Source organism: Sphingomonas melonis DAPP-PG 224 (assembly GCF_000379045.1).
Lineage (GTDB): Bacteria > Pseudomonadota > Alphaproteobacteria > Sphingomonadales > Sphingomonadaceae > Sphingomonas > Sphingomonas aquatilis.
This window is the reverse complement of sequence record NZ_KB900605.1, coordinates 72,234-96,903: the sequence shown is the minus strand read 5'-3', so window position 1 is coordinate 96,903 and position 24,670 is coordinate 72,234. Positions and strand designations below refer to the sequence as shown.

Annotated in this window: 25 protein-coding genes, 1 tRNA gene and 1 pseudogene; 11 read left to right on the top strand and 16 right to left on the bottom strand. The window is 62.2% G+C overall.

Going from position 1 to position 24,670, the window contains the following annotated elements; genetic code table 11:
* Positions 1 to 75: 75 nt before the first annotated feature.
* Positions 76 to 1,422, bottom strand: a complete 1,347-nt coding sequence (locus SPHME3_RS0100520) for a PAS domain-containing protein (protein WP_017977847.1) — start codon at positions 1,420 to 1,422, stop codon at positions 76 to 78.
* A gap of 191 nt (positions 1,423 to 1,613) precedes the next feature.
* On the opposite strand from SPHME3_RS0100520, the gene SPHME3_RS0100515 reads away from it, so the two are divergent.
* Positions 1,614 to 1,689, top strand: a tRNA-Thr gene (locus tag SPHME3_RS0100515).
* Positions 1,690 to 1,704: 15 nt separating this feature from the next.
* Here the strand turns inward: SPHME3_RS0100515 and SPHME3_RS0100510 are convergent.
* The 6 genes from SPHME3_RS0100510 to SPHME3_RS20555 form a co-directional block, all read right to left on the bottom strand.
* Entirely contained in the window at positions 1,705 to 3,048 is a 1,344-nt protein-coding gene (locus SPHME3_RS0100510; RefSeq protein ID WP_017977848.1) for a site-specific integrase, read from the bottom strand.
* A gap of 160 nt (positions 3,049 to 3,208) precedes the next feature.
* On the bottom strand, positions 3,209 to 3,385 hold the full coding sequence (locus SPHME3_RS21215; protein WP_017977849.1) for a hypothetical protein: 177 nt from the start codon (positions 3,383 to 3,385) through the stop codon (positions 3,209 to 3,211).
* Positions 3,382 to 3,591 (bottom strand): hypothetical protein, encoded by a 210-nt coding sequence (locus SPHME3_RS0100500; RefSeq protein ID WP_017977850.1) that lies wholly within the window; start codon positions 3,589 to 3,591, stop codon positions 3,382 to 3,384. Before SPHME3_RS0100500 ends, SPHME3_RS21215 begins: the two co-directional genes overlap by 4 nt.
* The gene (locus tag SPHME3_RS0100495) at positions 3,588 to 4,019 is read right to left on the bottom strand and encodes a hypothetical protein (RefSeq protein ID WP_017977851.1); all 432 of its coding nucleotides are present in this window, start codon (positions 4,017 to 4,019) and stop codon (positions 3,588 to 3,590) included. The genes SPHME3_RS0100500 and SPHME3_RS0100495 overlap by 4 nt, the downstream gene beginning before the upstream one ends.
* A 92-nt stretch (positions 4,020 to 4,111) precedes the next feature.
* Positions 4,112 to 4,588, bottom strand: a complete 477-nt coding sequence (locus SPHME3_RS0100490) for a hypothetical protein (RefSeq protein WP_017977852.1) — start codon at positions 4,586 to 4,588, stop codon at positions 4,112 to 4,114.
* Positions 4,589 to 4,748: 160 nt separating this feature from the next.
* A complete protein-coding gene (locus SPHME3_RS20555) occupies positions 4,749 to 4,979 on the bottom strand; it encodes a hypothetical protein (protein WP_081609116.1) in 231 nt (76 codons plus the stop codon).
* Between the two features lie 86 nt (positions 4,980 to 5,065).
* Here SPHME3_RS20555 and SPHME3_RS21495 point away from each other — a divergent pair, with 86 nt between their 5' ends.
* The 5 genes from SPHME3_RS21495 to SPHME3_RS0100465 all read left to right on the top strand — a co-directional run bounded on the left by SPHME3_RS21495 (position 5,066) and on the right by SPHME3_RS0100465 (position 10,524).
* Positions 5,066 to 5,845, top strand: a complete 780-nt coding sequence (locus tag SPHME3_RS21495; protein ID WP_231291984.1) for a S24 family peptidase — start codon at positions 5,066 to 5,068, stop codon at positions 5,843 to 5,845.
* Between the two features lie 57 nt (positions 5,846 to 5,902).
* The gene (locus tag SPHME3_RS0100480) at positions 5,903 to 6,322 is read left to right on the top strand and encodes an HIRAN domain-containing protein (protein WP_017977854.1); all 420 of its coding nucleotides are present in this window, start codon (positions 5,903 to 5,905) and stop codon (positions 6,320 to 6,322) included.
* Positions 6,323 to 6,343: 21 nt separating this feature from the next.
* Positions 6,344 to 7,000 (top strand): hypothetical protein, encoded by a 657-nt coding sequence (locus SPHME3_RS20930; protein ID WP_145957896.1) that lies wholly within the window; start codon positions 6,344 to 6,346, stop codon positions 6,998 to 7,000.
* Between the two features lie 286 nt (positions 7,001 to 7,286).
* Positions 7,287 to 7,952 carry a helix-turn-helix domain-containing protein gene (locus tag SPHME3_RS0100475; RefSeq protein ID WP_017977855.1) on the top strand — a complete coding sequence of 222 codons (666 nt, stop codon included), beginning with the start codon at positions 7,287 to 7,289 and terminating at the stop codon, positions 7,950 to 7,952.
* 526 nt (positions 7,953 to 8,478) lie between these two features.
* Positions 8,479 to 10,524: an ATP-binding protein gene (locus SPHME3_RS0100465; RefSeq protein ID WP_018250486.1), complete on the top strand. Its 2,046-nt coding sequence runs from the start codon at positions 8,479 to 8,481 to the stop codon at positions 10,522 to 10,524.
* Positions 10,525 to 10,964: 440 nt separating this feature from the next.
* On the opposite strand, the gene SPHME3_RS0100460 is transcribed toward SPHME3_RS0100465, so the two are convergent.
* A protein-coding gene (locus tag SPHME3_RS0100460; protein ID WP_156002604.1) for an IS3 family transposase occupies positions 10,965 to 12,136 on the bottom strand; the annotation gives its coding sequence in 2 pieces (ribosomal slippage) (positions 10,965 to 11,872 and positions 11,872 to 12,136; 1,173 coding nt in all).
* Positions 12,137 to 12,383: 247 nt separating this feature from the next.
* On the opposite strand from SPHME3_RS0100460, the gene SPHME3_RS0100450 reads away from it, so the two are divergent.
* On the top strand, positions 12,384 to 12,635 hold the full coding sequence (locus SPHME3_RS0100450) for a hypothetical protein (protein WP_097352035.1): 252 nt from the start codon (positions 12,384 to 12,386) through the stop codon (positions 12,633 to 12,635).
* Between the two features lie 24 nt (positions 12,636 to 12,659).
* A pseudogene (locus SPHME3_RS19925) lies at positions 12,660 to 13,139 on the top strand (DUF7146 domain-containing protein); the annotation flags it as partial.
* Positions 13,140 to 13,286: 147 nt separating this feature from the next.
* On the opposite strand, the gene SPHME3_RS20925 reads toward SPHME3_RS19925, so the two are convergent.
* Together SPHME3_RS20925 and SPHME3_RS0100440 are read right to left on the bottom strand one after the other, a co-directional pair.
* Entirely contained in the window at positions 13,287 to 14,111 is an 825-nt protein-coding gene (locus SPHME3_RS20925) for a hypothetical protein (RefSeq protein ID WP_126014483.1), read from the bottom strand.
* A gap of 20 nt (positions 14,112 to 14,131) precedes the next feature.
* The gene (locus SPHME3_RS0100440; RefSeq protein WP_007406331.1) at positions 14,132 to 14,713 is read right to left on the bottom strand and encodes a recombinase family protein; all 582 of its coding nucleotides are present in this window, start codon (positions 14,711 to 14,713) and stop codon (positions 14,132 to 14,134) included.
* 164 nt (positions 14,714 to 14,877) lie between these two features.
* Here SPHME3_RS0100440 and SPHME3_RS0100435 point away from each other — a divergent pair, with 164 nt between their 5' ends.
* Entirely contained in the window at positions 14,878 to 17,844 is a 2,967-nt protein-coding gene (locus SPHME3_RS0100435) for a Tn3 family transposase (RefSeq protein WP_018250482.1), read from the top strand.
* A 107-nt stretch (positions 17,845 to 17,951) separates the two neighbouring features.
* Here SPHME3_RS0100435 and SPHME3_RS0100430 read toward each other — a convergent pair whose 3' ends face one another.
* From SPHME3_RS0100430 to SPHME3_RS0100410, 5 genes are all read right to left on the bottom strand, one after another.
* The gene (locus SPHME3_RS0100430) at positions 17,952 to 18,215 is read right to left on the bottom strand and encodes a DksA/TraR family C4-type zinc finger protein (protein ID WP_024310576.1); all 264 of its coding nucleotides are present in this window, start codon (positions 18,213 to 18,215) and stop codon (positions 17,952 to 17,954) included.
* 127 nt (positions 18,216 to 18,342) lie between these two features.
* Complete coding sequence (locus tag SPHME3_RS0100425; protein WP_017980832.1) at positions 18,343 to 19,239, bottom strand: bestrophin family protein; 897 nt, start codon at positions 19,237 to 19,239, stop codon at positions 18,343 to 18,345.
* Between the two features lie 67 nt (positions 19,240 to 19,306).
* Positions 19,307 to 19,423, bottom strand: a complete 117-nt coding sequence (locus tag SPHME3_RS20550; RefSeq protein ID WP_017980833.1) for a DUF2474 domain-containing protein — start codon at positions 19,421 to 19,423, stop codon at positions 19,307 to 19,309.
* Positions 19,423 to 20,433 (bottom strand): cytochrome d ubiquinol oxidase subunit II, encoded by a 1,011-nt coding sequence (gene cydB, locus SPHME3_RS0100415; RefSeq protein ID WP_017980834.1) that lies wholly within the window; start codon positions 20,431 to 20,433, stop codon positions 19,423 to 19,425. Before cydB ends, SPHME3_RS20550 begins: the two co-directional genes overlap by 1 nt.
* Entirely contained in the window at positions 20,430 to 21,842 is a 1,413-nt protein-coding gene (locus SPHME3_RS0100410; RefSeq protein WP_169863546.1) for a cytochrome ubiquinol oxidase subunit I, read from the bottom strand. The genes cydB and SPHME3_RS0100410 overlap by 4 nt, the downstream gene beginning before the upstream one ends.
* Before the next feature lie 324 nt (positions 21,843 to 22,166).
* Between SPHME3_RS0100410 and SPHME3_RS0100405 the strand changes: the two genes are divergently transcribed.
* On the top strand, positions 22,167 to 22,457 hold the full coding sequence (locus SPHME3_RS0100405) for a metal/formaldehyde-sensitive transcriptional repressor (RefSeq protein WP_017980836.1): 291 nt from the start codon (positions 22,167 to 22,169) through the stop codon (positions 22,455 to 22,457).
* Positions 22,458 to 22,722: 265 nt separating this feature from the next.
* Positions 22,723 to 23,643 (top strand): LysR family transcriptional regulator, encoded by a 921-nt coding sequence (locus tag SPHME3_RS0100400; protein WP_017980837.1) that lies wholly within the window; start codon positions 22,723 to 22,725, stop codon positions 23,641 to 23,643.
* Positions 23,644 to 23,687: 44 nt separating this feature from the next.
* Here the strand turns inward: SPHME3_RS0100400 and SPHME3_RS0100395 are convergent, their stop codons facing one another.
* Positions 23,688 to 24,362 (bottom strand): SDR family NAD(P)-dependent oxidoreductase, encoded by a 675-nt coding sequence (locus tag SPHME3_RS0100395; RefSeq protein ID WP_024310570.1) that lies wholly within the window; start codon positions 24,360 to 24,362, stop codon positions 23,688 to 23,690.
* Between the last annotated feature and the right edge of the window lie 308 nt (positions 24,363 to 24,670).

Sequence of the window (24,670 nt, the reverse complement as noted above, 5' to 3'; positions counted from 1 at the left end):
AAAATTACGTGTTAGCGCAATAAAGTGTTGCGTTGGTCGGGCGCCTTCCGGTCGTCGCCGAAAGGTGCCTCGCGTTCAGGCCGCGGCCTTGCGCAGCACGCTTTCCAGCAGTGCCTTGTCGTCGACGCATTTGATGACGTCGACCAGGCCATCCTCGCGGGCGCGCGCCAGCAGCACGACGAATTCGTCCGCCACCGCGGGCAAGGCGACGCGGCCCAGCACGGGTAGCGCGCGCAGTTCGGCGGCGGCGCGATCGAACAGGTCGACGCGCTCGTCGGGGCGACGCGTGGCGCGTTCGGCAGCGACCACCGCCTTGATGCCGCCCTGCGCGGTTTCCAGCACATTGGTGAGGCCGCCTGCGGGCACCTCGGTGCGGTGGGCGTAGGCCAGCACCGCGGCATATTCGGCAAGGCGCGTCTTGTCGTAATCCGATCCGAACACGAGCTTGACGATCGCGGTCAGCGGCGCGCGCGGCTGTACCGTCAGTCCGGCCTGCGACAGGAGCGCGGCATAGCCCTCGGCATCCCGCTCGCACGCCAGCGCGAAGTCATGGGCGCGGCCCAGCGCGCGATACAGCGCGGCGCGCCCGCGTGCATCGGCGGCGCGCACCGCCGCCGCGCTTTCGCGCGCCATCGCCAGCCGGTCGCGCAGCGATGCGTCGGTCGCGGACTCGGCGATCGGTTCCTCTGCGGTCTCGAACCCGCCGCTCGGCCCGTCCGCCCACACCGGCGTCGCGGCGAGCGCGCGCGGAGCGCTGCGCACCGCGGCGTCCAGCTCGGCGGCGAGCGTCGCCTGCGTGTCGGCGTCGGCCAGTTCCTTCCAGTTGATGACGCCGTAGATGAAGTCGATCGTACTGTCGTCGGACGTGAAGGGCATCAAAATGCCGCGATACAGGGTCGTGCGCCCGCGGATGCCGACGAACTCCGCCTCGAACCCGATCGGCGCCCGATTCGCGATGATCTGCAGATAATGGTCGGTCAGGCGCGACAGCAGCGACCGGCCCGGCACGTCCGCGACGCGCACGACATGCGCGTCCAGCCCGCATTCCTCGCGCAGCGTGCGCCCCAGATAGGCGATGGTCGGATCGTCGATGCCGCGGGTGAAATCGATCAATACGCTGTGCGGGCCGAAGTCGGCGATATTGGCGGGATCGAGGTCGTCGATGCCGGGGCAGGGGCGGCCCTTCAGCAGCGACACCCAGTGGTTATAGGCGCGCACGTGCATGCGCCGCTCGTCGCCGCCGAGCGAGAAGGCGGCATCGTCCACGCCGCCACCGTCGATGTCGCCGCCCCCGTCGATATCGCCGCCATCATCCGGCGGGCTCGCCAGCGCCGCGTCGAGCACGTCATGGCCGCCGCCATCGGCGCGCAGGCCCTCGCCATCCCCGACTCGCCCGTCATCGAAGCCGCGCGCCGTATCCATGCCCAAACCCTTCTCGCATCAGGACATGACGGTCCTGGTCCTAGGCTGCTTCTGCACCGTCCGTGGTAAACGGAGCGTAAAGCCGCGAGGCGAACAATTGGCATGTTCCGACACAAAGGCCGCTTGTCAGCCGCGATCCGACCTGTTAGGCGCACCCCCGAACGGCCCCTCAGCGGGCCGGTCCACCCCGGGCCGCTTTAGCTCAGCTGGTAGAGCATCGCATTCGTAATGCGGGGGTCACAGGTTCGAGTCCTGTAAGCGGCACCATCGACTTTTTGGCGATTATCCTGACATTTTCACCTCCCCTCGCAGCGCGGCGGGAGATATGGCTCCGGTGCGTTTCCGGTGCAGGGAGCCCGGAGCCAGCGTCTCGATATCGTCTAGGATGGACTGCAGCGCGCGTTGAACGCTCGGAAACTCGCCGATTGCGTAGACCTCGGTCTGGCTGCCGGCGCGGTGGCCCATGAAGCCTTCGAGGTCCCAGCGCTCGGCACCGCGATTGCGGCACAAGGTCGCTATGCTATGCCGCAGAACGTAGCTGCGCCATTCGCGCCCCATCGGCAGTTCCAGCTTTCCCAGCATGGTGTCCCACGCCCGGTCAACGTCCTGAACCGGCCGGCCGTGGTAGTTGACCAGCCAGCCGCGTCCGATTCGAGCTTCTGGCTTCAGTGCGAGATAGTCGTCGAGCTCGGCCTGCAGCCATGTGGCGAGCAGGGGTAGCACCGGCACCATCGCGCGGTGCTTCTTGTTTTGGGTTCGACCCTGTGGGTTGAGGTCGATCGTCGGTGCGCCAGGCCACCATTGCTCCCGATCGGGAGCGACGTTGATGTCGACCACGGCGCCTGGTCGCGCAATTGTGCAAAGCGAGCCTATCAGGAACGCATGGAGTGATCCGCGTTGCTTGCCCGGCTCGGCCGCGTAAGCGACCATCTTCGCCAATTCTTCGACACCAACGCGAGTCCGGCGTTTGCGCTGGACCTGCGCGGCCGGCAGCGGCCGATAGATCGGACGTTTGTCCGACCGCGGCGGCTCAGCGTTCGCCGCATGGTTCAGCACCGCGATAACCTGTGCGATCGACGCCTCGGTAGCCGAGGGCGAGCGCGGGCGGCTGACCGTCACTTCTCCCTTCTTGTTCTTCCAAACCACCGGCTGCAGTCGTGACCAGGCGCGCAGCGCGTTGGCGAACACCGTCGTGCAGGCGGCCGCGCAGCTTGTCGCGATCCCGAACCTGCTGTCAGCTCCCCGCGCTTCCTCCGCATCGAGGAAGTCGATCACGTGGTTGAGGCGCGATTCGATGGTATCCGCGGATGCGCGGGTGCTTCCCCACTCCAACTTGTAGTCGGCGATCGCGTCTGTGAGCAGATAGGCCTGCGCCTGGGCGAGCGGCTGACCGCATGCGCCGCAGAACGCTGGAGCCTCGTCTGCATCCGACAAGTAGCGCCGATCAAGCGCTACAATTGCTGCTCCCTCTTCGGCCGCACCCGTGCTCGCGCTGCGCTCGCGTCGCGCGTCGGGATCGTACCAGAAGATGGTGAGGAAGGGACTGCGACGGGTCCCGTCCGCCCGCTCGTCCCATCCGAGCCAGTATTTCCCCCGCCGATAGATCGGCGCCGTGCGTCGCGACATGTAGACTGTTCCCTGATGTACTGTGCTTTTGCTTCACCCGTGATGGTGAAGAGACCGAGGCTGCTGAGTAGGTCCAGATCGCCGGGTTCGAGGCGGACGCCTTTCCCAATTTCAGCAGCGCGGCTCAGCTTCTGGTCAAGCTTCACGATCGACGGCGCGTTCATCGGCGAAGCTCCCCTGCAGGCGTCGCGCTGATGGCGCGGTTCGCACGCTGGCGGCGGAGGATCAGGTTCTCCGCTTCGGCGCGGTACCAAGCCACGGCAAAGCAGAAGCAGCCGAGCGCGAGGATGATGATGATCGCGACGATCACAACCACAACGAGCGTGGAAACGATCATGGTATCACCGTCGAACGCAGTGCCTCGGCCGCGCCAACCGGATCAATCAGGAAGGCGATCGCGGTGCCGACGATCGCCGCAGCGATCGCCAGCCTTGCCTTGATCTGCTCGGGGAGGTGCTGCCGAACGCCGGGGGCGTACGGCTCGCACGCGGAGCAGCTGCACTCCATCGGATGGATGTCAGGCGCGTCAAATATGCGGTTCATGCCGCATCGCTTTCCGGCACGCAGCGCGAACACGACGACGCCGATGACCAGGCGCACGGGCCGTTGCCGTCATCGTCGCACGGATCCCAATGGCTGCAGCCGCAGCCACGGCAGATCTGCGGGTGGCGATCGGCAGGCTCGTCAATCAGCTGACCGTACACCGCAGGATCGAATGGGAAGATGGCCTGCAGGCGCAGCAGCGTGTCATGGCGACTGACGCGGGCGCCCGGCGTCTCGATCAGGCGGAGGAAGGCTGCGGCCTGGCCGCGATCGGCGCTGGTGCTGACCAACACTGCCGCGACGGCTGGGATGGACAGCTTGGCAGCTTCGCGGCGCAGGCGGAGGTAATCGGCCGCGGTCAACGGCGGCAGTAGCTGCTCAACAGGGGCGGGGGCCTCTTGGCAGTGCGTGATCGGCGAATGGAACATGGGTGCGATCCTTCCGGGCAAGCCGGTGGCGTCGCCGGAAGCGGATGCTTTCGGAACGCGGTCGATTGATGAAAGCGCGGTAGGTCCGTCGATCAGCTGGTGTCGGGCGCGCGCGGGGCGCGAAGCAGCGCAATCGACGAGGTGACCTCGCGGATCACGTCCTCCAGCTCCCGGATCGCCTTGTCGCGATCAGCAGCCGTGGCCGAGGGCAAGGTCGCGTTGACCATTGCTTCGTGCGCCTGGCCGCTTTCGCGGATGACGGCACAGGTGCGGCGGGCGAGTTCGATCTCGCTGGCAAACGCCTGCTCGCGGGCGACCTCGACCTGCAAGGCATAGGTTTCGAAGAGCGGTCGGCCATCGCCGCCGGCACGCTGATAGGCAATGTCGAGCGCGATCGCGCGCTCGAGAGAAAGCTGTCGATCCGGCTTGTCTGGATCACCCCAGGCCCGAACGGTGTTCGGACTCTCGACCGCGCATATCTCGGCCATGTCCTGCCAACTGTTGGGTAGGAAGCCGGCGATGCGATCAAGCGCCTGGCCGATATGGAGCGGTGGGCGCAGCTTCGTCACGCCGCCACCCCGCCAAAATGCGGCGCCGAAAGTCGCAGACGATCGGCGCCGAAGGTTGCATCTTGGGAGTAAGGCAGACGCGCGTAACCCGCGGCACGGATGTGCTGCGTGTATCGGCCGGTCTGCCAGCGGCCGATTCGGAAGAGGGTTGAAACATGGCTCATCGAGCGACCTCCAAAGCGTCATCAGATCCATCATCGTCGGATCCACGGACGTAGGACGCCATGAAAGCGCGGACCTTGGCCTCGGTAGCGCGACGAAGTTCTCGTCCGGCGCGAAGGTCATCGATCAGGTTCGCGTCGCCCACTGCACGGCGGCCAAACGTTGTTGGCCGCACGCGATGCTCGGCAAGGAAGCGTTCTGTTTCTGCGAGGATGCCCGTGTCGCTCATCAGTCGGATTTAGTCGGACGTTTCCGACAAGTCCAGTCGGAAACTTCGGGCTTTGCGGAAAATCACGCTTGTGGGAAATATCCGACGTGCCGAAGCCCGATTATCTAAAAGGTCGTGTGCTCTACGACGCGCTGATGGCGATGAAGCCCGACGAGCTTTTGGAAGGCGATTGGGCGACGGGTGCCGGCCTCAATCGTGGCTTTTTTACTGACCTGAAGAAGGCGGCAGGTGGAGCCCCTCGTTCAGACACTTTGCGCAAGCTACTCTCGTTCATTGGCAGCGATGAGGCGGCGCTTTACCGGTCAGCTTCGCAAGCCCGACTAGCTGAGCCGTTGCCTGCTACAAGTCATGAGATACTAGTCCGCAGACTGCTGGAGCGAGCCACACCCGAGCAGCTCGTACAGATTTCGGGGCTACTGAATGGCACTGCGAAGGCGGAGGAGTTGGCCGCGGAGCAGCTCGACCTCGTCGGTATCCAGCAGATTGACCTGGCTTACGGCATGGGCGCGACGTTTGCCGATGGCCCCGTCGAATCGGAATTGCTGAGGTTTCCGCGGTCATGGGTGCAGGCGATCACATCGTCACCGCCGGCGCTGCTCACCTGGGCGAGCGGGCGCGGCGATTCGATGGCGCCGACGATCCACGATGGCGACATCGTCCTGCTTGATCGATCGCAGCGTCAAATTCTGGAACAGGATGCGCTCTGGGCGTTCACGGTCGGCGATCTCGGGGCGATCAAGCGGCTTCGTGTCAAAGGCGATCGCGTGGTGATCCTGTCGGACAATCCGTCGGTACCACCCGATGAGGAGCCGGCGAACGAGGTCAATATCGTGGCGCGTGTCATATTCATCGGGCGCCGGACATGACTGTAGGCGGGTCGACGCATTGCGATAATCGTCGAATGCACGCTATTTGTTCCGTCTATGTTCCAAGCGCCTATTCGCAAGCTAACGTCGCCGCGCGAGCTGAGTCTTGCAGTCGTCGGGCTCGACTTCCCCAACGTCGACAAGAGCAACCGGCGGTTCGAGATGGCCATGTGTACGTACGGCGAGCCGGTTCACCTAGTGCGGGAGCCCAAGCATCAGGCCGACGAGAATGCGATCGCCGTCGTCAGCGCCCGTGGGATCCAGCTGGGCTACATCACGTCGCAGCGGGCCGCGATAATCGCGCGGTGGCTCGATGCCGGCGAACGGTACGAGGCCTTGTTCCAAGACCGAGGCCGCTCGGCCGCCATCATTCGGGCGCGCTTCGGCGGTGGCAAGCTTTGCCTGCCGCCGGAGCGGGACGATCTGACCACGGATTGGGCCGAGGAGGGCGGCGACGCTTTTGATTGGGGATGTTGAGTTTAAAGAGGGGGAAAACACATGCGTCTTTTGATTGCTGGATTGATTGGAATGATCGCGTTGCCCAACGTAGCTCAAGGGCAGGCGGTTAAAAGTACGGTCGCCGCGGCAAACGGCGTGGTAGTTGACGTGTATTCGGATGATTTTGCGGCGAGAAAGGAGTTTACCTCTCCAGAGGTGAAGGCCGGTGATGGCCAGATAATGGTTGCAACCATTAGTAAGGGAGGGGTGGCTAGTCCGATAGAGTTGAGTGGCTTTTTCGTCTATAGTGGCGAATGGAGACGCTATAGTAACGCCGTATTCAAAGGTGGTGACGTAGCCAACTTCATTAGCACCGGTCGGGACGTTGGTAGATGCTCTTCTTCACGCTACTCTCGTCCGTCGTGCACACTGTCGGAGTCATTTAAAATTGCGCTAACGCCGGCTGACATTCGCTCGCACAACATTGATGGTGTTGTCGCCATCCAAATCCGAGCCGATGATACGAGTGCCGTGATATTCGAGGTGCCCATGGCCTATTTTACCGCCGTTGCTGACGTAGCGAAGATTAACATCGATTCTCCTGCTGCAGCGGCGAAATCATTACCTTCTGCGAACGTGGTGCCGGCGGGTGGCCCTAAGCCAGCAGCGCCTGTTGCACGCCACACCAGCAAATCGTCGAGGCACCGTTCGAAATAGCGGGTACTGAGCGGGTAATCTGATAAACGCCCGCTCAAAAACTTCGCGTTTTTGCACCGCTGGCAGTCATGCGGCGGAGGGTTCCTCCGCTCGGAATATCGCTCGCATTTTTGAGGACTCAGCCGAACATAAGATTTTTTTCAGGTGGAATGCGAACCGGACGCTTCTGTCGACGGCAGGGTAGGTCAAAGGTCCTATCGCACTACGGTTGCCGTTATACAGAATGCAACTTGCGGCCTCTGGACCCGGATGTATGTTAGCGTCGAACGCCTTAGACGAGTTGTGAATGCCGGCTGCACATTGCGTGTCTTCAATCGAAGGCGTTATCCTGCAGGCGGATCAAGCCTTCTGCGATCTTCTGCAACGGCGCGAGCGCGATGTGATCGGTCTTTCCTTCCGAGACATCACTGATCCACGCGATTTGAAGCGTAGCATCGATATGCTATCGATACTCGAAGATAGTGCTGCGCCCGTGCGACTACAGAAGCGATACGTGCGGCCGAATGGTACATCGATCGCCGCGAATCTCCTCGTGACGCGCTTTTCCGACCCTGCCCGCCTCATCAGTACACTGTTTTGGCGTGATAGTGGCCGCCCGTTGCCGCCGGCAGAATTGTGGGCGGCTGCCCTCCGCATTCGTCAGGTTCACGAAGCTCGCGTCAGGCTGTTCGGAGCAGACCTTAGTACGGATTCGGTTGGCGCTTTCCTGATCGGCGTCTACCTGGCCGAGGCGGAGGGCCGCAGCATCGGCATCGGCGAAATCGCCACCTATGCGGGCATGACCAACGCGACCGCCGGTCGGTGGATCACCTTACTGCAAGAGCGCGGAATAATCGAACGGGACGGCGATCCGACGATCGACCTCCTTTTGACGCGATCGGGTCTGGAGCGGGTCGAGGCGATACTCGCAACGGCCTACGACGGTTCTGACGCTGCCGCACTGCTCACCTGAACCAGCTCGATCACTTGGCAGAGCTTCGCAGCCGCGAGGGCGTTCCCCTCTGCGTCGATAATCGCCAAGGCTGCCTTCAGATGCTCCAGCGCCTTTTCCATCTTAACCCGTTCCATCGCCCACCTCGACCTGAATGACCCACGGAACGGGTACGACCCTATGACTGTCCGAAACATGACGAACCATTGTCGTTTTTTTCAGAACGCCCGTCTCAATTTTCTGGCTGCATAGTAAGTTACGGCGTTGAGCGAAGGGTGCGTGGTTCAGCGGTCCATGATCCGTATCGATCCCGTAGGTCCAATCTCGAACTATCGAGCGGGTATCGCGCGGGTACATTTTGAATGGATGGTCCCCATCCGCGAGGCCTTGTTTAGCGTATCGACGGAGGGCATCTCCGCCGCGTCCACCGAGAGGTGCGCATCATCTATCGGATTAGCTATAACACTTTGGTTGTTGAACGAGGCCAGGGAACCTACACCGCGTTAACGGGACGCCGTTAGGGTATGTCGTCAGCGGGGGAGAAGGCATGGCGGTCGAGCAGTTTTCAGTGGCGGTGCAAGGCGACTTTGTCGCCGCTCAAACGCGCGCTAAGCCTATTGCAGCTCTCGCCGAATTAATTTGGAACGGGCTCGACGCCGACGCGACTTCAATAGACGTGGAGCTGGTGCACGATAACCTTGTTGGGGGGCTCTCGAGCATTGTCGTGTACGACAATGGCGACGGGTTCACGCGTGAAGATGCGCGCAAGCTGTTCGGCAGCTTGGGCGGCTCTTGGAAACGTGCCACTCGGCGAACCAAGCGCGACGGCCGCATGATACATGGCCAGGAAGGTCGCGGGCGGTACAAGGCCTTCGCGCTGGGCGGTCATGTCCGATGGAAGGTCTGTTTCTCCACCCCGGAAGGCAATCGAGCGTTCGAGATCGCAATGGCTGATGCCAAGCTTACGAACGTGACAATCAGCGAGGACGTGCCGGCACCCGATCGCCACACCGGGGTAATCGTTCAGATTGACAATGTCCGCAAAGATTTCCGGGCGTTCGAAACGGCAGAAGGACACCAAGAGCTCGCAGAAATTTTCGCGCTCTACATGATCAACTACCGGAACGTGACTATCCGCATCGCTGGCGAAAAGCTCGACCCAGAACGAGCGATTGCGAGCCAAAGCAAGGTGGCATTGCCCCCGATCGCTGCACCTGGTGAGCCAGCCGTTCCCGCGGAATTGCACGTGATCGAGTGGCGTGCTGATACCAAGCGAACGCTATACCTTTGCTCGGCTGACGGCTTCCCGCTCGACCAATTTGAGACGAAGTTCCATGTGCCCGGCTTCTCGTTTTCAGCGTACCTCAAATCGCAATATGTCGAGCATCTTCATAACGACGATCGGCTTGGTCTAGCTGAAATGGACCCGCCGCTAGCGGGTTCGATTGAAAAGGCCCGCGAGACCATCAAGACTTATTTCAAAGATCGGGCGTCCGAGCGAGGCCGGAACGTCGTCGAGGAATGGAAGGCCGCCGACGTTTACCCGTACCGCGGTGAGCCGCAATCTGACGTCGAAAAGGCGGAGAGGCAGGTCTTCGACATCGTGGCCGTTCATGTGCACGAGATTGCGCCCGAGATCGGTATAGGGACTGATAAGGCGCGTGCGCTGCACCTCCGCATGCTCCGCAACGCCATCGAGAGCGGACCGGCCGAGCTGCAAACCATCCTGAAAGAGGTCTTGGATCTACCAGTACGTCAGCAAAAGGAGCTTGCGTCTCTGCTGCAGGAGACGTCACTTACATCGCTTATAACGGCTGCAAAAACCGTAGCCGATCGCTTAAAATTTATCTCTGCTCTTGAGTCCATCGTGTTTGATCCAGAGACACGAGGCCGGCTGAAAGAGCGCACTCAGCTTCACAAGATCCTGGCGGACAATACCTGGGTGCTGGGTGAGGAATACAATTTGTGGGTCAATGACAAAGACCTCAAAAACGTGTTGGTCAAGCATAAGGAGTTGCTTGACGCCGACATCTCCATCGACGAGCCGGTTAAGGTAATCGGACAGAAGCGCGGTATCATAGACCTCATGCTTTCGCGCGCCACCCGTCGGCATCGCGCCGACGAGTTCGAGCATCTGGTTGTCGAATTGAAGGCGCCGAAGGTCAAAATCGGCGCGAAAGAGATTAACCAGATACGCAAGTATGCGCTTGCAGTCCGTAACGACGAGCGGTTTGGCGCGGTCAAGGGCATCCGCTGGCATTTTTGGGTAATCTCTAACGATCTCGACGAAATCGGGCGCGACACGGTGGAGAATGGCGTTGATCCGGAGCGTCGCCTGATTGCGCGTGGCGCTAACTTCACCGTCGGCGTAAAAACTTGGGGCGAGATCATCGACGAAAACCGGGCTCGCCTGCAGTTTTTTCAGGAGCAGATGCAACACACGGTCAGCGAAAGTGACGCGATCGCGCACCTGCAGGAACGATACAGTAAGTTCCTAGAGGGAGTGGTCGTGGAAGCGCCTGAAAACTCCACCTCTACTGATAACCCAGCGGAAGACGGCGAAGCTTCGGGGGCAGAACCGACCAACATCTAGAGCCGTCAGCCTAAGCCACCGCCTTCCAAGCTCGGGTATCACCAGCAACTGAGCGGGTACAACAGTACACGTGAGGGGCTGGAAAGCGTCGCCTTGGCGGAGGGTATCTCCGCCGTTCGAATGTCTGCGTGAGTGCCGATACGAACCTCACGACAATCTGGCCCTGCGAGACGAATGGATCAAAGGCTTTTCGACTGGCCGAAAAATGGCTGCCGAAACCCGCCCGAGGCCATCGTTTCATCGTGAACCTAGAGCTGCCCCGTGTTGCCGATCACCTGCGCCAGTCCATCCAGCGACCCGCGCTGACATTGGTCGCATTTAATCACGCCAGATCATCCACAAACCGCCTGCCTTGAAAAAGAAGGCGGTGGCACCCATTTCAACTGCACTGCGTACTCTCCTGAGCTGAGCAGCCCCCACCGGGTGGTCCGGGTTGTTAGTTAGTGCATTGTCGTCTCCGCCGCCATTGCCGGTCGGAGGTGGAGCGAAGCGGAACCGGAGGCCGGCAATGGCGGTGTCGCCGCTTCTGGTGCGGGTGGGCGGTAGCCCAAGCTGCTGTGCGGCCGGACGGTGTTGTAGTGGCATCGCCACGCCTCGATCAGCACTCTTGCCTCGGCGAGGCTATAGAAGATCTCGCCGTTGAGCAGTTCGTCACGCAGCGAGCCGTTGAAGCTCTCGTTGTAGCCGTTCTCCCACGGCGAGCCTGGCGCGATGTAGAGCGTCTTCACGCCAACCTGCCCAAGCCATTTCTGAACCGCGGTAGCGATGAACTCGCTGCCGTTATCCGACCTGATGTGCGCGGGCGGACCCCGCGCGATGAACAGGTCGGCAAGCGCCGCCAGCACGTCTTCGTGGCGGAGCTGGCGCGCGACGATCAGCGCCAGGCACTCCCTGCTGGCCTCGTCGATGATGGTGAGGATGCGGAACTTGCGCCCGTCGTGCGTGCGCGCTTCGACGAAGTCGTACGCCCAGACATGCCCCGGATACTCCGGTCGTAGCCGAATACACGAGCCATCGTTCAACCACAGGCGACCACGTTTCGGCTGCCGCTGGGGCACCTTCAGCCCCTCGCGTCGCCAGATCCGCTCCACCCGTTTGTGGTTCACAAACCATCCCGCCGCATGCAGCAGCGCTGTCACCCGGCGGTAGCCGTAGCGCCCGTACTGCTTGGCCAGCGCGACGATGTCGTCGGTCAGTGCCTGCTCGTCATCTGCCCCGCACGGCACCTTGCGCTGTGTCGACCGGTGCTGCCCAAGCACGCGGCACACGCGCCGCTCGGATACGTCCAGCACCTCTTTCACCTGGTCGATGCAGCGCCGGCGTCGCGCGGGGCTCAGAAGTTTCCCCGTGCAGCCTCCTGCAGGATCAGCTTGTCCAGTGTCAGGTCGGAGATCGCGCGGCGCAGCCGCAGGTTCTCCTTCTCCAGATCCTTCATCCGGCGAGCCTGATCCGTCTTCAGCCCACCGTATTCCTTGCGCCAGCGGTAGTAGGTCTGCTCGCTGACCGCGATCCGCCGACATGCCTCGGCGGTCGTGCCACCCTGGCCCAGCACGATCTCCACTTCACGCAGCTTCCCGATGATCTCCTCGGGCTTGTGCTTCTTGGCAGGCATTCGTCGTCCCTTCCTTGATCCAGACTGTCATAGTCGATGGACCACTCAGAAGGGGGCAGCTCACTGAGATGAGCCATGGTCAGCAACAATCCTAGTGAGCGACTTTTACCTTGAACCTGCAGACCAATCGCCGGTTCCGGCAACCGTCATAATGGAAAGTCCTTGAGCCTCCGTAAATGCCCCAGGGATAGGAGCGGAGAGAGTGGGGGAGGGCGGTCGCGGGAATAGTCCCGCGGCAGGACCGCCGGTGACGATCGTCACCGTCCAGCTTCGGACACATTCCATGCACGCATTGTATCTGCGCGATCTAGCGGGGAGCGAAGCCGTAACCCTGCACGACACGCGCGAAGAAGCCCGCTCGAGCATGATCGAGCATATCAGAACGCATTGGCCGACGTCGCTCGGCGAGCGACCACTTGACGATACCGGGTTGATCGAGCGCTATTTCGGCTCAGGCACAGCGGTTTACGCAATCGCGTCGGTGAAAGTGGATCGCTGATCCCGGTGGCATAGGAGAAGTATCATGCCGATCACCGCACATCGGCCGGAACAACGCCTGGTCGACCTTGTCGGCGCGCTTCGCGGCACATGGCATGGCAATATCGCGATGTGCCGTTGCCCGGCGCATGCGGATACTACGCCAAGCCTGTCGCTGCGCCAAGGCGACAAGGGCATCCTCGTGACCTGCTTTGCCGGGTGCGATGCGGTCGACGTGCTGCGCGAACTCGATCGCATCGTCCTGACCGGCCATTACCGCGCGCCAGATCCCGCACCGACCCCGGCTACGCGTTCGGCAAACGTCGCCCGTCTATGGGACGAGGCGCGCCCCGTTGAAGGTACACTGGCGGAACGCTATCTCGCCGGCCGCTTCCTGCTGCCGGTTACGAACGACCTGCGCTTCCATCCGCGTTGCCCGTTCGGCCGCAAACCGCTGACAGTCTTCAAACCCGCGCTATTGGTAGGGGTCCGTGAGGGCAAATCGCTGGTCGCGGTGCAGCGGATTGGGGGCACCTCAAGGTTTGTCATATGGACAGCGGCAGTCGGAACAAATGGTCAACAAAAGCCTGAGCGTTGCCGCAAAGTATATTAAGTTTCGTGGGTTTGTGAGGTTGGACGAGTTGGAAGTTACCGGATCACCTCTCGTGATGTTTCACCCGCGGAGCTCGTAGTAGACGATCTGCCATCCATTCTTGGGACCGCGCCACTGGGTGATCTGAAAGCTATGGGCTTGTGCAGACCCGTCCAGGACGCGGCTACTCCACCGTAGCGTTTCATCGTAACTGCTTCCGGACGATAACGCACCCGCTATGCGCCGAATGGGCAGCTTGGCGGGGAGCCTGCGGATGCGTCGGCCATCGTTGCCGACAAAGATAACGTCTTCGGCCACGCTTCGTCTTGGAACAGCCAACCAGTCGACCTGTTTGCCGGCCTGCTCCTGTCGCAAAACAGACGCGATCTCTTTCGCATCGCTAACGGCTTGGATTTGGAGCTGTTCATTGGTGAGTTTTGCCGAGCACTCAGGTTCGATCGCTTGTAAACTTTCTGCCGCTAATGCCTTCGATCCATCCCGACGATAGTCGTCGATTTCCCAGCGCCACCCCTCAGCACTGTTCCGCCAAAGCGTCTTATATGATCCAACTCGATTTCCGCCATCGTACAGCCCGCCGATAACAACTGCCGACCCGCTCGGATCACAGGACGGAAAGACAAGTTCGGGTCTGCGCTCGGCATGGCTCTCGACACTCATCATTGTGAGCCACCACCTTCGGCTACTCTCGGCTGCTTGCAACATGCTGGCCACAGATGGAGAGCGCGCGGTTTCGGGCGCATGTTGTATTGGCCAGGGGTCGCTTTGTGGACCGAAACTGCGTGCCGCTGCCTGACGGCCACTGGCAAGTACAGCTTCCGAGTAGGCCCGCTCCGCCTCCAGCGCGGAATTCGGCGAACTTGCCGCTAGTAGAAGCGCGAAGATCATGGCGAAATCCTACTCCTCAATCAACGTGTCGAGCGATGTACGGGCATCTGCGCCGGATGGTTGAGCGCCCGATAGAGCGTGGCATGATGACACTTCAGCAGCTTCGCCGCTTCGCGCACCGATGTGCCTTCGCCGACGAGACGCTGTCCGAGCGCGATCTGGTCCGGAGTGAGCTTGGGCTTACGCCCGAACTTCACGCCGCGCGCCATGGCTGCCGCGCGGCCGGAACTGGTACGCTGGTGGATCAGCTCGCGCTCGAACTCCGCGATGCCGGCGAACACGGTGAGCACCATGCGTCCCGCAGGCGTGGTCGTGTCGGCCCAGGGCTCGGCGAGCGAGCGCAGCCCCGCTCCCGCCTCGTTCAGCTTCTCGGCGATGTCGAGCAGGTCGCGCGTCGAACGCGCTAGGCGATCGAGCCGGGTGACCACAACCACGTCGTCGTCGCGCAGCTGCTCCAGCATCCGGTCGAGTTCCGGTCGGGCGCGCTTGGCGCCGGACACCTTCTCCTCGAATGTCCGCCGGCATCCGGCCGCCTTCAGTGCCGTCTTTTGAAGCGTGAGATCCTGATCGTCGGTAGATACGCGCGCATAGCCGAGGAGCATGTCGCAGATGTGCATTGGAACACGGCTGATTAGCAACAGACATTTGCGACAGCGTCCGCCCTCGTGGCGTGACCGGTCAGGGCCGCTGTCGCGAAACTTGAGAGTTACGCGACACCTCGCACGTGTCGGCCATAAACTATACGCTCCCGGACAGGGGGTGATCGATGGCCAGACGCGATCTGTTAACGGGCGACGAACGCCGCGCGTTGTTCGGCGTGCCCCTCGACCATGCCTCGCTCGCCAAGCATTACACGGTTGCCGATGAGGACCGGCCACTGATCGAAGCGAAGCGCGGCGACGCCAACCGGCTCGGCTTCGCGCTGCACCTCGCCCTGCTGCGTCATCCCGGCTTCGGCATACGCCACGACGATGTCGTCCCCGATTTTCTGATCCGGCACCTGGCCGCGCAACTCGACATCGCGCCCACAGCGTTCGAGGGCTACGCGCATCGCGCCCAGACCCGGCTCGAACACGCCTGGGAGGCGATGGAGCGTTTGCGCCTGCGCGCGTTCGAGGCGGCCGACGTCCCCGGCGCGCTCGGCGCAGCCACCCGCGCGGCGGAAGCGACCGAACGGGGCAAGCCGATCGCCGCGGCAGTGCTGGGCCATTTGCGTGCTGCCCGGATCGTTCTGCCCGCGCCCGCCCGTATCGAGCGGATCGGGGTGGCGGGGCGCGCCATGGCGCGCCGCCTCGCGGCCGACACGCTGGTCGATGCGCTTGCTCCGGAGCAGGTGACGGGGCTGGATGCGTTGCTGATCGTGGACCAGGATCGCAGCACGACGCCGCTCGCGTGGCTGCGCGACACGTCGGACAGCCCGACCGCGCGCAATCTCGCCGGCATTCTCGCCCGGCTCGCGCACGTGCGCCGGCTCGGGCTCGACCCGGGCATGGCCGGCCGCATCCACGAGCACCGCTTCGAGCAGCTCGTGCGCGAAGGCCACGTCGCGCCCGCGTTCCTCCTGTCCGACTACTCGCTCCGCAGAAGGCGCGCGACACTCGCCGCAGCCGTCATCGACCTGGAAGCGCGGCTCGCGGACGCCGCGATCGAGATGTTCGGCAAGCAGACCGGCCTCCTGTTCGCCAGGGCCAGGGCCGCGCAGAAGCGCGGCATCGAGGCGACCACACGCGACGTGAACCGGCTCATGCGGCTGCTGGGCGCCACGGTCGGCGCACTCCGGGTCGCGCGCGAGGACGGGTTGGACGTCTGGGCGGCGCTCGACGACGGGGTGGGCTGGACGAGGCTTCTGGACGCCGAGAGCGAGGCGACCGCGATCGCCGACCTGACTCGCGACGAGCCGCTGATCCGCGCGGCGGGGCGCTACATGACGATGCGGCGCTACGCGCCCGCGTTTTTTGACGCGTTCCGGTTCAAGGCGGCAGGCTCGCGCGACGGCGTGCTCGGCGCGATCAAGGTCGTGCGCGCGCTGAACGCGACCGGGCGGCGAGACGTACCGGCCGATGCGCCCATGCCGTTTTCCAGAAAATGGAAGGCGGCGATCACCGAGGGCGGCGTCATCGACCGCCGTCGCTACGAAACCGCCACGGTCGCGACCGTGCGCGAGCGGCTCCAATCGGGCGACCTGTGGGTGGAGGGTACGCGCGAACACCTGCGCTTCGACAGCTATATGCTCCCGCCCGGCAAAGCGGCCGAGATCGCGCTCACGCTGCCGTTCGACACCGACGTCGGCCGCTACTTGGAGGGGCGCGCCAGGCTGCTCGACTGGCGGTTGCGCCGGTTCGCAGGCTCGCTGAAGCGCGGCACGCTCGACGGCGTGGAGCTGCGGGGCGGTAACCTCAGGGTCAGCCCGCTCGCGGCCGTAACGCCCGCTGCGGCCGACAGGCTGGACGCGGCCGTCGACCGGCTCATGCCCCGCGTGCGCATCACCGAGCTGCTCGCCGAGGTGGAAGCCCGCACCGGGTTCCTGTGCGCATTTCCGGAACTGCGCTCGGGCCGCGCCCACTCCAACCCGCAGGCCGTGCTCGCCGCGATCCTGGCAGACGCGACGAACCTCGGCATCGAGCGCATGGCCAACGCCAGCCAGGGCGTCACCTACGCCCAGCTCGCCTGGACGCATGGCTGGTACGTATCGGAAGAGAATTACGCGGCAGGGCTGCGCCATCTGGTGGACGCGCAAGCCGCGCTGCCGCTCACGCGCGTGTGGGGCGACGGCACCGCGTCGAGCTCGGACGGGCAGTTCTTCCGCTCGGGCAGGCGGGGCGCGGCCGGCAGCACCAACGCGCGCTACGACCGGGAGCCGGGGCAGAAGATCTACGCCCATGTCGCCGATACCTACGCGCCCTACCATGTCCGGCTGATCTCGGCGACCGCGGCGGAGGCGCCCTATGTGCTGGACGGGCTGGTCGCGCACGGCTGCGGCATCGAACCCGCGACCCACTATGCCGATACGGGCGGCGCGTCCGACCACGTGTTCGCGCTCGCGCACCTACTCGGCTTCCGGTTCGTGCCCCGCCTGCGCGATCTAGCCGATCGCCGGCTCGGCCTGTTCCCGGGCACGGCCCGCCCCGAGGCGCTCGCGAAGCTGATCGGGCGCCCGTTCAACATCGCTGCCATCCGCGAAAGCTGGGACGAGATCGTCCGGCTCGCCGCGTCCGTGAAGGCCGGCGTGGTGCTACCGTCGGTCATGCTGAAGAAGCTGGCCGCGTACCGTCGCCAGAACCGGCTCGACTTCGCGCTCCAGGAGCTGGGCCGGATCGAGCGCACCCTGTTCACGCTCGACTGGCTAGAATCCAGGGCGCTCCGCCAGCAGTGTCAGGCTGGGCTCAACAAGGGCGAGGCGCGTCACACGCTCGCCCAAGCCGTGTTCGTCCACAAACAGGGCCGCCTGCGCGATCCGCAGTTCGAGAACCAGGCGCTGAAAGCGTCCGGGCTGACGCTGGTCACCGCCGCGATCGTGTACTGGAACACGCTTTACATGGGCCGCGCCGTCGAGCATCTGCGCGCCAGCGGCGAGCCCGCGCCCGACGAGCTGCTCGCCCATGTAGCCCCGCTAGGCTGGCGACACATCAGCCTGACCGGCGATTACCTCTGGCAAAACGCCGCTGCCGAGCTCGATCAAGACGGCTACCGCGCACTCAACATCGCCGGCGGACCCGGAGCCAAGGTGGCCTGAGCCGCCCTGTTCGCTACCTGTTCAGCTTACCGCTGTCCGTGTCACAAACCTTGAGGTGCTCCCTAAAGCGGCGCTCGAATAACGTGGTTGGCCGCCCCCTAGCGCAATTAGCGCAACTGGCTGTCCTTGCTGCCCCGGCGATTGATGCCGGTGAAGGTCGGGCGCTTATCGCGTTCGCTTTGACAGGCGACACAGGTTCTTACGCCGGGTATGGCCGTGCGGCGTTTCGCCGGGATTTCGTCGCCGCACACCTCGCAGTCGGTGCTACCCTCGCCGGAAGGCAGACGCGATCGGGCGGCGAAAACCGCGTCCATGATCGTTGCATCAATCTGGTCCTGCACCGCACTATCGGGTGCCCATCCATTTGCCATCGCCACAAGCTCCTCGATTTTGACCTTGGGGGTCAGATAGTCGGGGGCGCATGGGCCAAGCACGCGACTATCCAGCACAGCACCCGAATATAGGGTACTCCCTACCAGTATCAAGGAGTGTGCAAATTTAGCTCAGGACAGATTTATGGGGTTCCAGTGGCGGGGGTAGATCCTCTTCGCCAAGCAGCGACAACATATCCCGCTCGATTGTCCGCTTCATCGCATACAGCGGCAGACAGTTTGGCTCGACGCCGAACGGGTCTTCCAGCTCGTGACCCAGCGCATCGAGGCCGAAAAAGGTATAGGCGGTGAGGAGCACCGGCAGGAGCGTCCACCAGTCGAGTGATCCTGCGAGCGCGAAGGGAAGCATCACGCAAAAGATAAGTGCGGTGCGATGGAGCAGCAGAGAATAGGCGAACGGCACGGGCGTCGTGGATATCCGCTCACAAGCGCCCTGAACCTTGCCGAAGGATCGCATGTCTTCTGCCACGACGGCATAGTGAATCGGCGTAATGACGCCAGTCTGCTTTAGCTCGAGCAGCCTGCGCCCCATACGATCGAGCACGAGGTTCGTGACGTTCGGGCTCTTTGTCGCCGGGCCGATATCGACCCACGGCGCAATGGCGGCGATTTCATCCTCGCCGCGAAGGCGTGCGGTGAGGCCGCAGGCAAAGCCACATATGCTATGGAGCAACGCGCGCCGATCCTCGTCAGGGAGAAGCGATGTCTCGCGCGCGAACGAACGGGCCGAGATAATTAGCTCGCCCCAAAGCTGCCGCCCCTCCCACCATCGCGCATAGCAGGCATTGTTGCGGAAGCTCATGAAGATCGAGAGCGCGATACCGATCAGGGTGAAAGGGATCGTCGAAATCCGCGCGAAAATGCCGGGATGGGCTTGGGCGGCCAGGATGGCGATCACACTGACGACCGCGATCGCCGCCAGCCTCCGTGCGATGCGCGGCAGGATCGAGCCATGCACGGTGAAAATGATATCTTGGAAGCTCGGTTGCGATCGAACGATCATATTCCGTGGAATGTCCTTCGCCTGTTTGCCAGCATTTCCATCGGCAGCTCGTCGAAACGAGCTGCCGTCAGGGTTTGAGGATGAAGCGAATGACCTGCGCGACAGCCCCCAGCGCCAAAACGCTGGCCGCCCAGATTAAGACCATCCAGGCGAGCCGTCGACCGAGAGGTTTAGGCTCGTCCATCAATGATACCCATGCGTGCCGACCTTACCGCGGAACACCCAATAGGCCCACGCGGTATAGCCGAGAATGATCGGAATGATGACGGCCGCACCCGCCAGCATGAAGAGCTGGCTTTGCGGGGGAGCGGCTGCATCCCAGATCGTGACGGCGCGGGGAACAACATAGGGGTAGATACTGATCCCCAGCCCAACGAAACCGAGAAAGAACAGGCCAAGCGCCATAATGAAGGGCAGGCGCTCCGCGCCGCGCTTCAGGCTCCAGAAGAAGGTTGCAGCGCAGATCGCCACCAGCAGAGGAACCTGCGCGGTGAGAAGCACGCCGGGCATCGCAAACCAGCGTCGCCAATAGTCATAGGTCAGGAACGGCGTCGCCGCACTGACGGCGAAAAGCGCGAGTAGCGTCGCCCCGCCGAGCCAAAATGCCAGTCGACGGGCGCGTTCCTGGCCCGGCCCTTCGGTTTTCCAGACCAGCCAGGCCGCGCCTAGAAGCGCATATCCGATCACGACTGCCGCGCCGGTCAAGAGGCTGAACGCGCTCAACCAATCCAGCCATCCCCCTGCATAGGCATCGGCCTCGACCCGCACGCCTTGCAGGATCGCGCCCAGCGTGATCCCCTGCGAGAACGCCGCGAGAACGGACCCAAAGCTGAAGGCGACATCCCAGAAGGGACGATGGCGCGGATCTCGCCAGCGAAACTCGAATGCGACCCCGCGAAACACGAGACCGAGCAACATCGCGATGATGAGCGGGTAGGTCGCGGGAAGGATGATGGCGTAGGCAAGAGGAAAGGCCGCGAAGAGACCGCCTCCGCCCAGCACGAGCCATGTTTCATTGCCATCCCAGACCGGCGCGATCGAGTTCATTGCCTGATCGCGCTCTCCTCCGACCGAAAGGTTCGGAAAGAGGATGCCGATCCCCAGATCGAACCCGTCCATCACGACATAGGCGAAGACAGCAAAGCCGATGATACCGGCCCAGATTATGGTGAGATCGAGGTGCTCCACGTTCATGCCTCCCGTCCGGTTGATGCCACGACGCCGCTTGCCGGCGTGATGCCCGCCGCGCGTTGCGGCACCTTGGACGGTTCCGGTTCACCGGCTGCGGGCGGCTTTGCCATCATCCGGAGCAAATAATAGGTGCCGGCCCCGAACGCGCCGAAATAGACGAGGATGAAAGCGACGAGGGACGCCGCGACAGCCGGAGCGGCCAGGGGGGAGTGGGACTCCGCGGTTCGCAGCAGGCCGTATACGGTGAAGGGCTGTCGGCCTACTTCCGTCGTCACCCATCCTGCTATGACCGCGACAAAGCCTGACGGACCAAGCGCGAGAGCGGCGCGGTGCAGCCAGCGCCAGTCATAGAGCTTGCCGCGCCAGCGGGCGAGCAGGCTCCAGAGGCCCAACCCAAGCATGGCGAGGCCCATCGCCACCATGATCCGAAACGACCAGAAGACGATCGGCGTGGGCGGCCAGCGATCGCGCGGGAAGTCGTTGAGGCCGGGGAGGGGCGCTTTGGGATCGTGCTTGAGGATCAGCGATCCCAGATAGGGGATTTCGATCTTGCCGTGGACCACCGCATCCTTGTTGCTCGGGAGGCCGAAAAGGATGAGCGAAGCGCCCTCGGGGCTGGCCTCATAATGACCTTCCATCGCGAGAACTTTTGTCGGCTGATGCTCAAGCGTGTTGAGGCCGTGCTGATCGCCCGCGAGAATCTGGATCGGCGCCACAAGCGCCGCCATCCACATCGCCATGGAGAACATCTTGCGCGCGCCGGGATTCGCGCGGTCGCGCAGAAGGTGCCATGCTCCTACGGCCCCGACGACCATTGCCGTGGTCAGGTAGGCGCCGATGACGGTATGGACGAGGCGATAGGGAAAGCTCGCGTTGAAGATGATCGGAAGCCACGAACCTGCGGGCACGAACTGGCCCTTGGCATTGATCGCATAGCCTGCCGGCGTCTGCATCCAGCTATTCACGGAAATGATCCAGGTCGCCGAGATGAGCGTCCCGACGGCGACCATGCAGGTCGCGAAAAAATGCGGGCCCCTGCCTACCTTGTTGATGCCGAACAGCATCACGCCAAGGAAACCGGCTTCAAGGAAGAACGCGGTCAGAACCTCATAGGCCATGAGCGGGCCGATGACCGGACCGGCCTTGGCCGAAAATACCGACCAGTTCGTCCCGAACTGGTAGGACATCACCACGCCCGAGACCACACCCATGCCGAACGCGACGGCGAAGATCTTGAGCCAGTAGCGATAGAGGTTCGCATACACACCGCTGCCGGTCTTCAACCACAACCCTTCAAGCACCATGAGATAGCTTGCCGTGCCGATGGAGAAGGCCGGGAAGATGAAGTGGAATGAGACCGTGAACGCGAATTGCGCCCGGGCCAGGATTACCGGATCGAGATTCTCAATCACCAACATTCCTCCCTGTTTTGTCCCGCCGATGTTCGTCCGATTGTCCTCTGCAGAGGCTTTGCGATTCGAACACAGGGCTTGGGGGCCGGACGCGCGCCATTTCCTTTGGTGCAGCGATCCGATCGGGCCGGCAATATATCATACTCCCCACCAGCATCAAGGGGGTAGGAACCCAGGTCTGGCGTTCGATGTTTCTGGAGGCGTAGGGGAAGGTTCAGGCTCGCTTCGGCCGAAATTTGAGGTGTCAGCGCGGCGCAAGGCACAGGATAGGGTTGAAACTCCCCCCCTGTATAGTATGTGCATATCAACAGTCAGGAAAGCGCGATGCCACATTCACCAGAAGAGAAGAAGCGGGCCATAACACGCCTGCGTCGCATCAAGGGGCAGGCGGAAGCGCTTGAACGCGCGATCGAGGCCGGAACGGATTGCGCCCCTTTGCTCCAACAGATTGTGGCGATGCGGGGCGCCACCAACGGGTTGATGGCAGAAGTGATGGAAGGCCATCTCCGTGAGACCTTCGGCCCCGCCAACGGCGCGCATGGGGAAAATGGAGCCAGCCCATTCGACGACGACATGGAGGGTATAATGCGGATATTGCGAACCTATCTTAAGTAGGTCTTAGAAACCGCAGTACCTGTATATAGATTTATAAGAACAATTTTTTACCGATCGGCAATATAATGACGGTGCGCCCAATTTTCGCGTGGTACGACTTATGGGTTGGTATTTTCATAGATCGCCCTAAGCGGCGTATCTACATTTTTCCAGTTCCATGCTTTGGTATTTTCATTCAGCTTCGCGTGCCACCGGCATCATAACTTGATTGCGGGACTGCAATTTGTGGTTCCACTGGAAAATCGCAACTGGATGAGAACACGTTATGATCGTCAAGAATTTCGGATATCTGATTGCGCTCGATCAGGAAGGCCATTTCGGTAGGGCAGCCAAGAGCTGCAACGTGTCGCAGCCCACGCTTTCCGCCGGCATCAAGCAGCTCGAACAGGACTTGGGTGTGGAGATCGTGCGGCATGGCCGGCGTTATGACGGACTCACATCGGAAGGTGAGACTGTGCTGGCCTGGGCGAAGAAGATCGAGAGCAACTGCGAGGGGCTGGAGCGCGACCTTTCGGCCCAGAAACGTGGGCTGGAAGGTCAAATTCGCCTGGGCGTGCTGTCGGCCACGTCGATCATGGCATCGATCCTCAGCCTTGCCCTCGCTGAAAGGATGCCGCTCCTCGAACAGTGCATTTGCACAGCGCAAACCTCGTCGCTGACCAAAGCCTTGCTGACGCATGAAATGGACATGGCGCTGGTCTATCTCGAAGACATATCTGAGGAGGACTTTGACACGCACCTTCTCTACCGGGAGCGGATCGTCGTTTTCCAGGCATCCGGCGACCCGCTCCCGCGACAGGTTTCATGGGATCATGTCGCCGAGCTGCCTTTGTGCATCTTGGACTGCGCGCTACCCAAAGCCGCGCGTTCTAGACTCGGGCACCGTGCCGCAAAGTCGATCAGGACCAACAATGTCGATGTTCTCGCTGCCCATATCGCAAGTGGGCGATATGCCACCGTCCTTCCGCAATCTCTCGCAACCTATTTTGCTCGGATTTCCGACATTCGGGCGGTTGAAGTCGCAGGTGAGGGCGCAGATGCCGCTGTTGGATTGGCCATGCCCAGAAATGGGGTGAAATCGACACCCACAGCCGCGCTGTTCGAAATAGTCCGCGCACCCGAGACAATGGCCTCGATAGAGGCCGCTCTGGACCTGTACCGCCAGTTCCAACCCGAAGGGGGCTGACCGTTCATGCCGTGCTATCGCAGCATGAACGGTCGCGCGACCCACTATTCGACGTAGATCATTTTCTTGGTCATCCCGCCGTCGACCACAAGCGTTTGCCCGGTAACAAAGCCGGCGGACGCCAGATATAGCACGGCCTCGGCAATGTCCTGGGGGCGACCGACCCGGCCAACCGGATGCTGCGCCTCGTCCTCGGCGCGCAGATTCGTGTCATTGGTGATCCAACCAGGTGCGATTGTATTGACCCGGATTTTGGCGCCAAGTTGCACCGCCAGCGCCTGCGCGAGTGCCACCATGCCACCTTTCGCAGCGGCATAGGCAAAGTCGATGCCTTGGGACATCAACGCGCGGGTGGAAGCCATCATGACAATCGAACTGCCATCGGTGAGCAGGGGCAATGCCGCTCGCGACATCAGAAAGGCCCCGGTCAGATGGCTGCCAATGGTGCTGTTCCACTGGTCGAGCGAGGTGTCACCGAGCTGCATGAATGTGTCGTAAACAAGCCCACCATTGTTGACGAGCAAGTCCAGTCGATCCCAGCCAAGGGCACGAAAAGCCTCGGCTACGGACTCTTCGCTGGCAAGATCGCAATGGATCTGTTGACCGATCGCTCCTTCCTTCAAATCGAAGGATGCCACCTCCCAACCTTCATCCAATAAGGCGGAACATATAGCCTGACCGATTAGCCCCGATCCTCCTGTTACAATAGCGCGTTTCATAAGAACTCCTTTCTGTCAGAGGATGATAGAGAGACCGGCACCATTGCGCCAACACAACTCAAGTCCAGAGAACGGGCGCATAGGGCGTCACCCTGATAGACTTCAACTGCGCCTTGTCTTCCAGAAACATTATGCTTGCTGCAATGGAATATGATATATCATCTTGTTGCATTGCGGCAGTCATTCTCCTGTAGCTTGGTCATAGGAATTTCCGATCTTGGGATAGAATCTTCGAGTTTGCTCCGAAGGAGAAGCGCCGCCATTCTGCCAAGACGGTAATGATGAGACTGGCAACGACACTACTATGC

Coding starts and splice junctions, on each gene's coding strand:
- SPHME3_RS0100520 (WP_017977847.1), bottom strand. CDS start 1,422: ATGGATACGGCGCGCGGCTTCGATGACGGGCGAGTCGGGGATGGCGAG.
- SPHME3_RS0100510 (WP_017977848.1), bottom strand. CDS start 3,048: ATGTCGCGACGCACGGCGCCGATCTATCGGCGGGGGAAATACTGGCTC.
- SPHME3_RS21215 (WP_017977849.1), bottom strand. CDS start 3,385: ATGATCGTTTCCACGCTCGTTGTGGTTGTGATCGTCGCGATCATCATC.
- SPHME3_RS0100500 (WP_017977850.1), bottom strand. CDS start 3,591: ATGAACCGCATATTTGACGCGCCTGACATCCATCCGATGGAGTGCAGC.
- SPHME3_RS0100495 (WP_017977851.1), bottom strand. CDS start 4,019: ATGTTCCATTCGCCGATCACGCACTGCCAAGAGGCCCCCGCCCCTGTT.
- SPHME3_RS20555 (WP_081609116.1), bottom strand. CDS start 4,979: ATGAGCGACACGGGCATCCTCGCAGAAACAGAACGCTTCCTTGCCGAG.
- SPHME3_RS0100480 (WP_017977854.1), top strand. CDS start 5,903: ATGTTCCAAGCGCCTATTCGCAAGCTAACGTCGCCGCGCGAGCTGAGT.
- SPHME3_RS20930 (WP_145957896.1), top strand. CDS start 6,344: ATGCGTCTTTTGATTGCTGGATTGATTGGAATGATCGCGTTGCCCAAC.
- SPHME3_RS0100475 (WP_017977855.1), top strand. CDS start 7,287: ATGCCGGCTGCACATTGCGTGTCTTCAATCGAAGGCGTTATCCTGCAG.
- SPHME3_RS0100465 (WP_018250486.1), top strand. CDS start 8,479: ATGGCGGTCGAGCAGTTTTCAGTGGCGGTGCAAGGCGACTTTGTCGCC.
- SPHME3_RS20925 (WP_126014483.1), bottom strand. CDS start 14,111: ATGATCTTCGCGCTTCTACTAGCGGCAAGTTCGCCGAATTCCGCGCTG.
- SPHME3_RS0100440 (WP_007406331.1), bottom strand. CDS start 14,713: ATGCTCCTCGGCTATGCGCGCGTATCTACCGACGATCAGGATCTCACG.
- SPHME3_RS0100435 (WP_018250482.1), top strand. CDS start 14,878: ATGGCCAGACGCGATCTGTTAACGGGCGACGAACGCCGCGCGTTGTTC.
- SPHME3_RS0100430 (WP_024310576.1), bottom strand. CDS start 18,215: ATGGCAAATGGATGGGCACCCGATAGTGCGGTGCAGGACCAGATTGAT.
- SPHME3_RS0100425 (WP_017980832.1), bottom strand. CDS start 19,239: ATGATCGTTCGATCGCAACCGAGCTTCCAAGATATCATTTTCACCGTG.
- SPHME3_RS20550 (WP_017980833.1), bottom strand. CDS start 19,423: ATGGACGAGCCTAAACCTCTCGGTCGACGGCTCGCCTGGATGGTCTTA.
- cydB (WP_017980834.1), bottom strand. CDS start 20,433: ATGAACGTGGAGCACCTCGATCTCACCATAATCTGGGCCGGTATCATC.
- SPHME3_RS0100405 (WP_017980836.1), top strand. CDS start 22,167: ATGCCACATTCACCAGAAGAGAAGAAGCGGGCCATAACACGCCTGCGT.
- SPHME3_RS0100400 (WP_017980837.1), top strand. CDS start 22,723: ATGATCGTCAAGAATTTCGGATATCTGATTGCGCTCGATCAGGAAGGC.
- SPHME3_RS0100395 (WP_024310570.1), bottom strand. CDS start 24,362: ATGAAACGCGCTATTGTAACAGGAGGATCGGGGCTAATCGGTCAGGCT.